This is a genomic window from Serratia sp. N21D137, from assembly GCF_047530005.1.
GTDB lineage: Bacteria > Pseudomonadota > Gammaproteobacteria > Enterobacterales > Enterobacteriaceae > Chania > Chania fonticola_B.
The window spans coordinates 110,799-124,420 of sequence record NZ_JBLJAJ010000007.1 but is presented as its reverse complement, the minus strand read 5'-3'; the positions used below and the strand labels follow the sequence as shown (position 1 = coordinate 124,420).

The following is a 13,622-nucleotide window of genomic DNA, read 5'->3' as shown; positions in this document are numbered from 1 at the left end:
GCTAGGCCCTTTTTCAGTTGTATGGTTTAATTGCTGCAATCACTTGTCGATGCTGCACGGGATCGTTGTTTTGCTATGATTATGCTCGTCACCCCTTACACTGGCATGGTACCTGCTTGAAATACTTAGCCTCTTTCCGTACCACGTTAAAAATTTCCCGCTATCTGTTTCGGGTACTGGCGTTCATGCTGTGGTCGCTGGGTGCACTGCTGACCACGTTTTATATCCTGGATATCGTGCATGAGAAAGAATCCGATATCAGGCAGGAATATAATCTCAACTTTGACCAGGCTCAGGGCTACATTCGCCACTCGGCGGATATCATCCGCGACATCAAATACATGGCGGAAAACCGCCTCAACGGCACGGTAGGGAGCCTCGAGCTGTTCACCGGCATGATGAATGGCAAAGACAGCCAGCCGGAGATGAAGCCGCTGTACCCGGAATCGAATTGTGCGCTGAACTCCAACTACCGTGACTCGATCACCTCGTTAAACAGTCTGATCCAATACTGGAAAGAAAACTTTGTCGCGGCCTATGATCTGAACCGGGTGTTTTTTATCGGCAGTGACAGCCTGTGCATGACCGAATTCGGTAGCAGTAACGGCATCACCGATCGGCAAAACGTGCTCAAGGTGCTGCATGAGCGCATCCTTAAATACCGTAACGCCGCCAACAGCGCGGAGAAAGACAATAACCTTTACTGGATCAGCCCGAGCCAGCAGCGGCCTGACGTAGGTTACCTGTATGTAATGACGCCGGTCTATGTCGGCAACAAACTGGAAGCGCTGCTGGGAATTGAACAGACGATCCGCCTGGAAGACTTTGTCACCACCAGCAACTTGCCGGTAGGGGTTAATCTGCTGGATGAGAACAACGAATCGGTGCTGCGACTGGCCAATGGCGATCGCTATGCCTCTTCGCTCAATGTTTATCCGCAGGAACACACCTATTTTGGCTATGTCGACAGTTACCAGGATCTGATCATGAAGAAGGCGCTGCCGCCTTCGTCGCTCAGCATCGTGTATTCATTGCCGGTGAAGAGCGTGGTGGAGCGTTTCAAGGTACTGATCCTCAATGCGGTGCTGCTTAACCTGCTGTCGGCCGTGGTGTTGTTCAGCCTGGCGTGGTTGTTCGAGCGCAAGATGTTTCTGCCAGCGGAAGAGAATGCCTTCCGGTTGGAGGAGCATGAACAGTTCAACCGCAAAATCGTGGCTTCGGCACCGGTGGGTATCTGCATTCTGCGCATCAGTGATGGTACCAACATCCTGAGTAATGAACTGGCGCATAACTATATCAACCTGTTGACCAACGAGGATCGGGATCGCATTACACGCATTATCTGCGAACAGCAGGTCAACTTTGTAGATGTGATGACCAGTAATAACAACAATCTGCAAATCAGCTTTGTGCACTCCCGTTATCGCAATGAGGACGTGGCTATCTGCGTGCTGGTTGACGTTAGTGCCCGCGTCAAAATGGAAGAGTCGCTGCAGGAAATGGCCGCGGCAGCGGAGCAGGCCAGCCAGTCCAAATCGATGTTCCTGGCCACCGTCAGTCATGAGCTGCGCACACCGCTGTACGGGATTATCGGCAACCTGGATCTGTTGCAGACCAAGGCGTTGCCGCAAGGGGTTGATCGCCTGGTCAATGCGATGAACAACTCCTCGGGGCTGTTGCTGAAGATCATCAGCGACATCCTGGACTTCTCCAAGATTGAATCCGAGCAGTTGAAGATAGAACCCCGTGAGTTTTCTTGCCTGGAAGTGATTACCCACATTGCGGGCAACTACTTGCCGTTGGTGGTGAAAAAGCGGCTCGGTTTGTACTGTTTTATTGAACAAGGTGTGCCTGAACGTATCAATGGCGATCCCGTGCGTTTGCAACAGGTCTTGTCTAACCTGTTGAATAACGCCATCAAGTTTACCGACACCGGCTGTATTATCCTGCAGGTCTGCACCCGTGACAGCTATCTGGAGTTCAGCGTTCGCGATACCGGCGTCGGTATTCCAGAAAAAGAGGTCCTGCGCCTGTTTGATCCCTTCTTCCAGGTTGGCAGCGGGGTACAGCGCTATTTCCAGGGCACTGGGCTTGGGCTGGCGATTTGTGAAAAACTGATCAACCTGATGGACGGTGATATCGCGGTGGAGTCCGAGCCTGGTCTCGGCAGCCTGTTTACCATTCGCATTCCGTTGTTTGGAGCGCAGTTTCCGACGCCGCAGGCCAGCGATACCTGGCAGGGCAAAAACCTGTGGCTGCAAATTCGTAATCAGCGGTTGGAAAGCTATCTGCAGGCGATCCTTGGCGGCTTCGGTGCCACGGTATTACGTTATGAGGGGCAGCAAACCGCAGCAGGGGACGTTCTGCTCAGCGATTATCCTTTGCAGGTGGATACCCCGCTGTTGGCACAGATTGAATTCTCCATTGCGCACATCGGACCGTCATTGGAAACGCACCCGGGTTACTGGCTGCATAGTACCTCTACGCCACGGGATGCCATCCTGCTGTTGAACCGGTTGTTTGGTGTGGTTACCGAAAACGATAAGGCGTTGGTACAACTGCCGTTATCGGTTAAGGCCAATAATGCCGATAACGGGGATATTCGCCTGCTGGTGGTAGACGATCACCCGATCAACCGGCGCTTGCTGTCCGATCAGCTGTCATCGTTGGGCTATCAGGTGATTACCGCCAATGATGGTGTCGATGCGCTCAGCGTACTGGAACGCAATGCGGTGGATATCGTATTGACTGACGTCAATATGCCGAATATGGATGGCTATGAATTGACACGTTGCCTGCGCCAGTCGAATTTCACTGCCCCGGTGATTGGCGTAACGGCTAATGCGCTGGCAGAAGAGAAACAGCGCTGTCTTGAGGCCGGGATGGATAACTGCCTGTCGAAACCGGTCACGCTGGAGACGCTGGAGCAGTCGCTGGGCTATTACAGTCAACGGGTACGGCGGCTTAGGGCTGAGTCGCAAACGGTATAAACACTAAAGGGCGCCTAAGAGCGCCCTTTAGATTGATAACCATGCTGGTTCAGGGGCGCCGCATACTGCACCCGTTGAACTTTAGTCTTTATCCAACTGCGTCATACTGACGGAGGAGAGATAGTTGAGCAGTGCGATATCGTTATCAACACCCAGTTTCATCATGGCTGATTTCTTCTGGCTACTGATAGTCTTGATGCTGCGGTTCAGTTTTTTGGCGATTTCGGTCACCAGGAAACCTTCGGCGAACAGACGCAACACTTCACTTTCTTTCGGAGAGAGGCGTTTGTCACCGTAACCGCTGGCACTGATTTTCTCCAACAGCTTCGAGACGCTCTCTGGCGTGAATTTCTTGCCTTTCTGCAATGCGGCCAGCGCTTTTGGCAAATCGGTAGGCGCCCCCTGTTTCAGGACGATGCCTTCGATGTCCAGATCCAACACCGCGCTGAGAATGGCCGGATTGTTGTTCATGGTCAGAACGATGATCGACAATTGCGGATAGTGGCGTTTGATATATTTTATCAGCGTAATGCCGTCGCCATATTTGTCACCCGGCATCGAAAGATCGGTGATCAGGACGTTGGCGTCCAGCTTGGACAGATTGTTGATCAGTGCTGTAGAGTCCTCGAACTCCCCAACGACATTCACCCACTCAATTTGCTCAAGTGACTTCCGGATGCCAAACAGTACGATAGGATGGTCATCGGCAATAATTACGTTCAGGTTATTCATGTTGTTGGCTACCTTGCTGCAGCAGTCTACTGACGAAAAAATCAATCTGACTGATGTTATTCTCGATCTTGAGCGCATCACCGTCCGCGATGTGCTGTTCTAACGATTCACACAGAAGCTTTCCGGGAAGCAGATTTAACATGGCAAACACGCCCTTCAGGCGGTGTGCGGTTTGAGACAGCGCTGCAAAATCACCGCTGCCCGCCTCAGTATACAGTTTTTTGATATCGTCGGGTACTGTATCAATAAACAAACCATAGTAATCACTTGATCTCAATTGTTTTTCATACACTTGGGCGCTTTCTGCCAGGGATCCTACAGGGTTTTCTTCCTGCTCTTGTGCCGCCATCTGGTGTTCTATCAAGATCAGAACCGCGTCGATCATGGCATTGTGCAGGTTATAGTTGACGCGGATATAGCCTTTATCAAGCTGTTGCCAGCCTGCTTCATCGCTGGTTAGCAGCAACGTATAGTCGTCGGCCTGCTGCGGGTTATCGGTCAGTAAAACATCATATTCCCGGCTGTTTTGGTGCTCCTCGGCCACGATGCAGTTGGCCCCATATCCCGCCAGTAGCTGAGTCACGATCCGGCGGATCTCGTCGGAGGTGATATCCAGCAGCGCCGTTACCCCATCGAGTAATTTCTCCGTCGCCTGTTCCTCTGTTTTCTCCTGCTCCATAGTGACGCGAATGGTATAGCGGGTACCGATATCGATTTTGCTGCGGATATCCAACTGGCCATTGAGCTTTTTGCACAGCTGATTACACAGGAAAAACGTCAGCCCAGAGCCGTGATCGAAGCGATCGACCAGCGTTTGGCTGAGGAACGGGTAGGTCAGATTGCTGATTTCCTCATTGGAAATGCCGGTGCCGGTGTCGTTGATATGAAATACCAGGTGTTCAGGACGATCGACTTCCTGTTCCACTACCAGGGTGATCTTGCCGTAGGCGGTAGTGATGATGGCGTAGCGCAGCAGCAATGAAAGGATTTTGCGCAGTGCGCCAGCATCGCCAATGTACCGTTGGTTGACGTCCAGATTAACGTGATTGAACAGCGCCAGCCCTTTCTGGTTGATGGCTGGCAGCACGTCCAGCAGCAGTTCATCCAGCAGTACAGTGGGGTTGAAAGGTTGACGAACCGGCTGCCAATCCTGTGTCTCCAGCCTGGTGAGCAGGGTGATATTGTCGATCAGATCCAATACCGATGCCGAAGCCAGGTTGAGTTGTTTAAGCAATGTCTGTTGCTGTTCGGCGTCTGATGATTGGCACAGGCTCCCGGCCAGTTCGTGCATTTGCCGCACCGGCTGATTCAGCTCGATCCCCAGGTTATGCAGCATCAACTTACGGGCCTGAACGTTTTTATCGTATTCGCGGCGGGCCTGTTGCAGCCGTTTGTTCACCATCACCTCTTTATCCTGATCGTTGAGCAGGAACAGATAGGTTTCCGCCGTGCGTTGGCTGCGGAAGATGCGGATCTCATAGACTTCGTTGTTGACCGTCGCCTGGATCACGCCATGATGCTGCTCCGCCATATGGGCAATTTTGGACAGGCTGAGGTGTGGCATCAGGTGCTCGGCGATCTTGTTGCTGGTGATCACGCTGTTATCGGCAAAGTCATAGACCAGCAGCCCGCAAGGCAGACTGGCAACAATTTCCTGGTTGAGCGAGCGTTGGAGATCCAGTTCGGCGGCGATATTTTCGCTGGGGCGGATGTATTGCTGGCGGAGGAAATAAATGCCCACCATCGATAGCGTCAGCAACAGCAGATTGACCGCCAGTAGCCAGATGTTATTGCGTAGCAGGTCAATCGCCAGATTAAAAGCTGAAACGCGGTAAATCAGCTGCAGCGGCGAGTTGGGTAATGAAACACTGAACTCAACCCAACTGCCTTTCAGGGCGGCCTGGGCGTTGATTGCCGTTTCGCTTGGCACCATGCTGTCGTCGATCTCTGCATTATCGGGCAGCAGCAGGAAGTTGGAGCGGGCCATATTAAGCGGAATGATATCGTTAATCGGCAGGTCGAAGGCGATCACCGTGGCCAAATGCCCCGGCTGGTTAAAGGTGGTGCGGATAGAAAACGAGTAGGCGTTCTGGAAGCGCTGTTTACGCAGGCCGGAAAAACTCTCGCGTTCGTCCAGCATATTGGCCTGTTGCAGCATTTCGGTGCGGCGGTCTGACACCGACGTAGTCAGGTAGTTTTCTTTCAATCGCGAAGTCAGGTCTTTCAGCGATTGGGTCGTCACCAGGCTCAGGCTGTTATCTTGCCCGTTGAGAAAATACATCGCATAGTTTTCCGTCTCGGTTCCCCAGCGGTTATCCAGGAAGTCCGAGATATTGGCAACCTTAGCCAGCGTGGCGTTGTCGTGGTTGCCAAAAATGACCGCATCGGTTTTGCTGCGTCGCTTCTCGACATAATAGACATCCGGACGCAGCCGGGTTTCCTGCAGGTTGGTCTCAACAGCAAGCGACGCGGTATTACCAAATTTGTCGTAGATTTGCTCGGTCAGAGAGCGGTAGCTGTCGATACGCTTTTGCAGCATGTTGGCGATGGTGTTGACGGCATGTTTTTTCTCCGTCAGATAGGCGTTGGTATAATTATAGCTGTACAACCCAATGGCCATGGCCAGCAGCACGACAAACAGCCAGAAGCTGCGGGTGATGTAGCGGGAATTAATGGTCAGTTGTCTATCTTGCAACATGGCTACGCATTCCTGAAATTAGCGAGTCACCGCTTTGGCGCTGGCAGTGACGATCAGCAGTAATGCCGCGACACAGGCCAGGGCAAACGTCAGGCTGGAGACCTGGGCGATTAGCCCGATCACTGCCGGGCCGGCCAGAATACCGGCATAGCCCACCGTGGTGACCGAAGCGATGGCCAGGTTGGCAGGCATGACGCGTTGGTTCCCCGCTGCGCTAAACAGAATAGGGACCACATTGGATGCCCCGACGCCGACCAGCATAAAACCAATCAAAGAGGCTAAGGCGCTGTCTATGGTAATCGCCAACGCCAGGCCGATGGCCGCACACAAGCTACCCAGCAACAGTACCTGATATCTGCCCATGGCATTCACTACGCGATCGCCATTCAGTCTGCCGATCGTCATGGCAATGGAGAACAAAGCGTAACCCAAGCCAGCCTGGTTATGATCCATCCCGCGCATGGTGGTCAGGTACAGCGCGCTCCAGTCGAGCATTGAGCCTTCCGCCAGGAACATGATGAAGCACAGTAGGCCAATGAACATCACCCAGCCTCGTGGCAGAACGAACATCGGGCCTTCTTTATCTCCGCCGCTTTCACGCAGCAGGTTTTTACTGGCAATCAGCAGCAGAGCCAGAATGGCGACGACGGCGATCAGAGTGGCTTGTAGCGGACCGAGCCCCAACCATAATAGGGCGCTGACTCCACCCGCACCGGCTATCCCGCCAATGCTGAAGAAACCGTGAAAGCCGGACATCATGGCTCGATTGCTGGCGCGTTCGACCACCACGGCCTGAATGTTCATGGCCACGTCAATCATACCAATCGCTGCACCGAACAGCAGTAAGGCTAATGCCATCCCCAAGGTGGAGTCCATCAGCACCAGCAGCGGCAAATCGATGCATAGGGCGATACCCGCCAGCAGGATCACGCGGCGACAGCCAAATTTGCCGGTCAAAAGCCCAGTCAACGGCATTGCCATGATCGAGCCAACTCCGATGCACAGCAGCAGCAGGCCTAATGAGCCGTCATCTATATTGATACGCGTTTTGGCAAAAGGCACCAGCGGCGCCCAGGTGGCCATTGCCAGTCCGGCGATAAAAAAGGCCAGGCGGGTGGCATTCTGCTCGGGCACACCGGGCTTAATTTGTTCGTTGCAAGTGACTGTCATGTCGGTATCGGGATCGGCTCTGGATAGTGGCTTAAATGAACCCCTGTTTTTATCACAATCTGTGATCGGGGTCGAAAGGATTCGCGTTAACCGTGTAACCCATCAGGGGGGCAGGAGCGGTGTAAGATCACTCGCGGATGAGGGAGAAATAGTTTCTCAAGGTAACAAATCTATTATCTAGGGAATTGAAGCAGGATTCATTGCTATTTTGTATGTGATTGTTGTCTATTTAAACGATGAGCGGCGGCAAATTATTCGTTGGTTAATTAATCGGCGGTCTTTTAGGGGTGATTTAGCTATTAGTGCGGTAATTGATCATGTTTATGATATCTCTCTGTGATTAAATTTGTGCATAAAATGCTTTATTGGAACGATTTTATCGCTGATTTTTGGGTATAAAAAAACCGGCCAGAGGCCGGTTGTAACTACAAAAATTATCATACGGATAATGAAGGTAATAATGAAAATAATGATGATAGCGGGATGATTATAGCGTCAGGCATGGCAACGATTTTTGGCACAATGTGCTTATTGCTGGATACTTTTGTACTGTTATCTTTATTTTTATAAAGTTTTGTATATGCAATTGATTTATATTGGTTATTTTATTTTTTTATCTTTCGGTGCTTTATTTGTCTTGTCGGTAATGTTTTGTGAAAGTTCGCCATTATTTACATTTTGAAACCTTTAAATATAGGTGTGAAACACCATCGGATACTTGGTATCATTTTCTTTCTGGATTAATATAGCCCTTGTTACCAGAATGGTGATTCACAGTCGCGCTAATAATGCTCAGAAGAGCAGTGGCCGTAGCTCGACATAATTAAGAGGATAATAACGATGAAACTTCGAGTACTCTCCCTGGTCGTCCCAGCTCTGTTGATGGCAGGCACAGCAGGTGCAGCAGAAATCTACAACAAAGACGGCAATAAACTGGATTTGTTCGGTAAAATCGATGGTCTTCACTATTTTTCCGACAACGATAAAACCGACGGCGATCAGTCTTACATGCGTTTTGGCCTGCGTGGCGAAACTCAGATCAACGATCAACTGACCGGTTATGGTGAGTGGGAATATCAGGTTCAGTTGAACAAAACTGAAGACGAAAATGACTCCTTCACCCGTGTGGGCTTCGCTGGTCTGAAATTCGGCGATTACGGCTCATTGGATTACGGCCGTAACTACGGTGTGATGTATGACATCGGCGCATGGACCGACGTGTTGCCTGAGTTTGGTGGCGATACCTATGGCGCGGACAACTTCCTGTTCCAACGCACCAGCGGTGTTGTGACTTATCGTAACAACAACTTCTTCGGTCTGGTTGATGGCCTGAACTTTGCTCTGCAGTATCAGGGTAAAAACGGCAACGGTGAAGAAAGCAACAATGGCCGTGATGTCCTGAACCAGAACGGTGACGGCTACGGTATGTCCGTATCCTACGATCTGGGCTATGGCATCAGTGCTGCCGGTGCGTTCTTCAACTCTGACCGTACCAACGATCAGAACGGTGGCCCTAACGGCACCTCTTCCATTCTGGGTCGTGGTGACAAAGCCGAAGGCTATAGCGGCGGTCTGAAATACGACGCCAACAACGTCTATCTGGCAGCGATGTATACCCAGTCTTACAATGCTACCCGTTTCGGCAACAGCAATAGCTCTCTGTACGGTTACGCGAACAAGGCACAGAACTTTGAAGTGGTTGCACAGTACCAGTTCGACTTCGGCCTGCGTCCTTCCGTGGCGTACCTGCAGTCTAAAGGCAAGGACATTGGCGGCGGTTACGGCGACCAGGATCTGCTGAAATATGTTGATGTGGGCGCGACCTACTACTTCAACAAAAACATGTCCACCTACGTTGACTACAAAATCAACCTGCTGGACGACAACACATTCACCGACAAAGCCGGTATCAATACCGACGACGTGGTTGCTGTAGGCCTGGTTTACCAGTTCTAAGCAATACCGTGAATGTGACTACGCGGCCTTCGGGCCGCGTTTTTTTTGTCCGTTCGCCAGCCGCACAGATTGATCTTCACGCGGCACTGATTGCTATTCTGCTGAGTCCGTACCTGCCTACCCTGTTTATAAATTGATAAATCAGGAGGTTGGTATGGAACTTAAGATTGAGCGTGTGATTGAGACGGTGTTGTATGTTAACGATATCGAACGTGCCGCAGCCTTCTATCAGCAGGTGTTGCAACTGCCAGCGATGGTCGCGAACGAGCGTTTCCGGGCCTATAACATCTCCGATCAAAGCGTGTTGCTGCTGTTTGTTGCCGGAGATTCGCTGAACGGCGCTCAGTATCCGGGAGGCTATATTCCCCCTCATGACGGCAGCGGCCCACAACATCTTGGTTTGGCCGTGAGCAAGGCCCAGTTACCCCTGTGGGAGCAGCAGTTGGCCGAACACGGTGTTGATATAGAAGGGCGTATGCGTTGGGAGCAGGGCGCGGAGAGCATTTATTTCCGCGATCCGGATGGCCACCTGTTGGAACTGGTGACGCCGGGTATCTGGGCCAACTATTAACAGCGGCAACGCATTATTGGCATAAAAGCCTTTTAGCTTCTACACTTACATAACAATAAGCATGCTAAGGAGATAAGCTATGACAATGAAACTGGTTTTGGCCGGATGTACTGCGGCGCTATTTACCGTACTGACTGGGTGTACCACTTACGACAGGGCCGCGAGCTATGTGAACGAGCCTGTGGTAAGCGATGTAAAAGTCGGGATGACTAAACAGCAAGTGCGCGCAATTGCCGGGCCACCATCAACCTCAGCCAGCCTGATCCATGCGCAGGGTACCTGTGATACTTATGCCGTGGCACCACGGGACGGCAAAGCACAGACCTATTTTGTCAGCTTCAACGACACGGGCCACGTGATGAACAAGGGGTATCAGAGTTGTTCAGAGTACGATACCCAACCTAAATAACTGCCTGCTTATTGTCCGAAAAGAGCCTCGCTGATGCGGGGCTCTGGTTTTTTTAAGCGCAATTGGTCTGAAATTTAAGCGAACGAGCGTTTTGACGCATTTTTTTACGTCAAAACGATAGACATTTCATAACGGTACCGTTAATATCTGCGCCCATTGGAAGGATGGCCGAGTGGTTTAAGGCAACGGTCTTGAAAACCGTCGAGTGTAACAGCTCCCAGAGTTCGAATCTCTGTCCTTCCGCCAAATACAGACCCCAAGCTCGTAAGAGCTTGGGGTTTTTCGTTTTCAGATGGCCTTCAGGTCTTTACTTTCCAGGCGCTTGCACCACTTCGCCAGGTGATTTTCCGCGTGTTCACATTGCCATCAGGATCTCGGTAAAATCGTTAGTGATAGACGATGTCATGGGCTCGTCACGTTTAATAATATAAAAGCATGCGCTGATATTGATATCTTCAGCAGATTTTTTCTTGAGGTTCAGCTGTGGGCTGTAATGCTCCACAACACGATCGCTTAATAGCGCGAGATAACCCTGTTGTTTCACTAGACACCAGGTGGCGAGGAAAGAGTCAGTTTCCACGACATTACCCTGCTGCGTGCACGGGAAAGAGGAGTCTTGCATTGCTAAACGGCCTGCAGTACAGGAATGTGGAACTACCCACTTTGTTTCTTCCAGCGGCAGCTCATCAGAGGAGTGATTGTTCCCTTGATAAAGCGAAAACGTCTCACATTTGAAGTCCTGCGTTACCAGATCGACACTGTTAATCCCCTCGCTGAGGTTGCAGACCACCAGATCCAATTCGTTATTTCTCAACTTGGCAATCAACTCTTCGGAGCAATCCTCAATCACGATAATGCGGGTGTGTGGATAACGCTGATTAAAGATCTCAAGTGCCTCGGGGAGATAGCATAGCAGTGGGTAGGTGCTCATGCCTAAGCGCAAGAATTTCTCTCCGGTTTCTTTCAGTCCACGGAATTCATAAATGGTATTTCTTAACTCATTGGTGATAGCGTCAATGCGTTGAAAAAATGCTTCACCTACCGCAGTGAGCCGGACACCGCGGTTTCTGCGTTCCAAAAGACGCGAGCCAATATTTTCTTCAAGTTCTTTAATAATACGGCTGAGTGTCGGTTGTGAAATAGCCAGCTTTTTTGATGTTTCATGTAAGCTACCGCAGTAAATAATTTCTTTAAAAGTAGTCAGATGAGATAATTTCGGCATACTTTTCATAATCAGTCTCTTCATTCATATTTGAATTGGCGGTGTAAAAGGGGGCTGTATGACGTTTTTAACCAGAGCCACAAATTCTGCTGTAATAGGCCTGTTTCATCATGCTATCGCCAAGTAAAGTATTGACGGTTTTATCAAGTACCGTAGTAGTGACAGAGGCGGGCATGAGAGTTGCGGTGATTTCTACGTCATCATCGCCAAAAGGCTCAATATCCAGGTGCGAGATAAAGCAGTTTTCGGCTTGCATCACCTGTTTGAATTTGGCTAACGCTTCGCGTTGCTCGTGTTCAAATGCAATCACGCAGATCTGGTAGGTGGATTCACCGTTAACATCGCTGAAGGGTTGTTTGTTGACCATATTGACGATCGGGCGCAGCAGTGTATTGGCAGCCAGTACGTATAACGTAGCGGCCAGTGCATCTCCATATAATGCACAACCCGCGCAGGTACCGACGGCTGCCGATCCCCACAGCGTAGCCGCTGTGTTCAGACCGCGGATATTCATTCCTTCTTTCATGATTGCCCCGGCTCCGAAAAAACCGACGCCAGAAACCACATAAGAAATCACTCTTACCGCCCCCCCACTGCCATCAATGGTCATGGCCAGATGGACAAAGATAGCTGCGCTGGTGGCAACAAGTGTATTGGTGCGTAACCCGGCAGTGCGTTGCCGGAACTGTCTTTCATAGCCAATAATTGCGCCAAGTAAAGATGCTGTTGATAGCGTTATTAATGTTTGAATAAAATGCATGATAAAAACCAACATGTTATCTGCTTATCATGAAACACCGATAAAAAGGTAGTCCTTGATAAACAGGTAGTTAAAATGGCAGACTTTTCATCTGCCAGTCAGCGATTAAAAATTGATATTATGCCTGGCAGACGCGGAGCAGTGGCGTTTATACAGGCCGGGCTTTAATAGACCGAAGTAGCAATTTGCTGGCTTAGCTCAGCGCTGATTTCTTCGATCAGGCTTTGCATTGAGCGTTTGTTCCGCTCCTCACGCCGCAGGGTGATTTCATAATTTCCAGTAACGGTACCGGGGTCTGAACCTAGCAAAATAATCCGATCTGACATCATTACGGCTTCTGTTATGCTGTGGGTTACTAAAATCATGGAGCGAGTTTTTATTTGCCGCGTCGACCAGATCTGCATTAGGTCGTTGCGTAGATTTTCTCCGGTATAAATATCCAGGGAAGAGAAAGGTTCATCCAGTAACAGCAACGCAGGTTCGACGACGAGCGCACGGGCAAACCCCACCCGTTGGCGCATACCACCGGAAAGTTCTCGTGGGAAAGCATTGCGGTATTTTTCCAGACCAATCAGGTTCAGCATTTTTATCACCTGTTTGTCGATGATGTCTTGGGAATAATGCTGTGCCTGCAATCCAAAGGCGATATTTTGATAAACGGTTAACCAAGGGAAAATAGCAAAGTTCTGGAAAACCATGTTGATTTGTGGGTTAGGGCCTGTGACTTTGTCCTCACCGAGCATGACATCCCCAAAATCAGGAGATATCAAACCTGAGATGATCCGCAGTAGGGTGGATTTGCCCGAGCCGGATTTCCCTAATACGCTGATCACTTCATTGTCATAGACGTTGAGGTCGATATCACTAAGGACCAAATGTGATTTTTGGGTCGTAGGTTGGAAGCTCTTACTCACGTTGCTGACAGTAAGTAATATTTTTTTCTTGGCCATCATATTTCCTTGGTTATCTTTTAAAAAATAAATAGGTGAATAGGATATGCCGCTGAGTTTTTCACAGAAACATCCAGACGTGAAAATATACACTAGAGAATGCCAGCGGTCTTATTGGTCTGATTAATAAGTTGAATTCTGGTTATTGAGAGATGCTGTCAGCT

At 50.2% G+C, this 13,622-nt stretch carries 10 protein-coding genes and 1 tRNA gene; 5 read left to right on the top strand and 6 right to left on the bottom strand.

Annotated features, from left to right (window positions below; all coding sequences use genetic code 11):
* The first annotated feature begins 116 nt into the window (after window positions 1-116).
* The gene (rcsC, locus tag ACMV5H_RS08265; protein ID WP_414821691.1) at window positions 117-2,990 is read left to right on the top strand and encodes a two-component system sensor histidine kinase RcsC; all 2,874 of its coding nucleotides are present in this window, start codon (window positions 117-119) and stop codon (window positions 2,988-2,990) included.
* A gap of 81 nt (window positions 2,991-3,071) precedes the next feature.
* Here rcsC and rcsB read toward each other — a convergent pair whose 3' ends face one another.
* The 3 genes from rcsB to ACMV5H_RS08250 are packed head-to-tail and all read right to left on the bottom strand — an operon-like array spanning window position 3,072 to window position 7,590.
* On the bottom strand, window positions 3,072-3,722 hold the full coding sequence (gene rcsB / locus ACMV5H_RS08260) for a response regulator transcription factor RcsB (protein WP_021178490.1): 651 nt from the start codon (window positions 3,720-3,722) through the stop codon (window positions 3,072-3,074).
* Window positions 3,715-6,417 carry a phosphotransferase RcsD gene (gene rcsD / locus ACMV5H_RS08255; RefSeq protein WP_414821705.1) on the bottom strand — a complete coding sequence of 901 codons (2,703 nt, stop codon included), beginning with the start codon at window positions 6,415-6,417 and terminating at the stop codon, window positions 3,715-3,717. Before rcsD ends, rcsB begins: the two co-directional genes overlap by 8 nt.
* Window positions 6,418-6,438: 21 nt before the next feature.
* Window positions 6,439-7,590 (bottom strand): MFS transporter, encoded by a 1,152-nt coding sequence (locus ACMV5H_RS08250; protein ID WP_094981968.1) that lies wholly within the window; start codon window positions 7,588-7,590, stop codon window positions 6,439-6,441.
* Window positions 7,591-8,430: 840 nt separating this feature from the next.
* On the opposite strand from ACMV5H_RS08250, the gene ompC reads away from it, so the two are divergent.
* From ompC to ACMV5H_RS08230, 4 genes are all read left to right on the top strand, one after another.
* Window positions 8,431-9,546, top strand: a complete 1,116-nt coding sequence (gene ompC / locus ACMV5H_RS08245) for a porin OmpC (protein WP_021178487.1) — start codon at window positions 8,431-8,433, stop codon at window positions 9,544-9,546.
* Between the two features lie 154 nt (window positions 9,547-9,700).
* Entirely contained in the window at window positions 9,701-10,117 is a 417-nt protein-coding gene (locus ACMV5H_RS08240; RefSeq protein WP_115158184.1) for a VOC family protein, read from the top strand.
* Window positions 10,118-10,196: 79 nt separating this feature from the next.
* On the top strand, window positions 10,197-10,526 hold the full coding sequence (gene osmE / locus ACMV5H_RS08235) for an osmotically-inducible lipoprotein OsmE (RefSeq protein ID WP_021805952.1): 330 nt from the start codon (window positions 10,197-10,199) through the stop codon (window positions 10,524-10,526).
* A 158-nt stretch (window positions 10,527-10,684) separates the two neighbouring features.
* Window positions 10,685-10,772, top strand: a tRNA-Ser gene (locus ACMV5H_RS08230).
* A 109-nt stretch (window positions 10,773-10,881) separates the two neighbouring features.
* Here ACMV5H_RS08230 and ACMV5H_RS08225 read toward each other — a convergent pair.
* The 3 genes from ACMV5H_RS08225 to ACMV5H_RS08215 all read right to left on the bottom strand — a co-directional run bounded on the left by ACMV5H_RS08225 (window position 10,882) and on the right by ACMV5H_RS08215 (window position 13,461).
* On the bottom strand, window positions 10,882-11,757 hold the full coding sequence (locus tag ACMV5H_RS08225) for a LysR family transcriptional regulator (RefSeq protein WP_414821690.1): 876 nt from the start codon (window positions 11,755-11,757) through the stop codon (window positions 10,882-10,884).
* A 58-nt stretch (window positions 11,758-11,815) separates the two neighbouring features.
* Window positions 11,816-12,523 carry an MgtC/SapB family protein gene (locus ACMV5H_RS08220; RefSeq protein WP_414821689.1) on the bottom strand — a complete coding sequence of 236 codons (708 nt, stop codon included), beginning with the start codon at window positions 12,521-12,523 and terminating at the stop codon, window positions 11,816-11,818.
* A gap of 149 nt (window positions 12,524-12,672) precedes the next feature.
* Window positions 12,673-13,461: an ABC transporter ATP-binding protein gene (locus tag ACMV5H_RS08215; protein WP_115158183.1), complete on the bottom strand. Its 789-nt coding sequence runs from the start codon at window positions 13,459-13,461 to the stop codon at window positions 12,673-12,675.
* Between the last annotated feature and the right edge of the window lie 161 nt (window positions 13,462-13,622).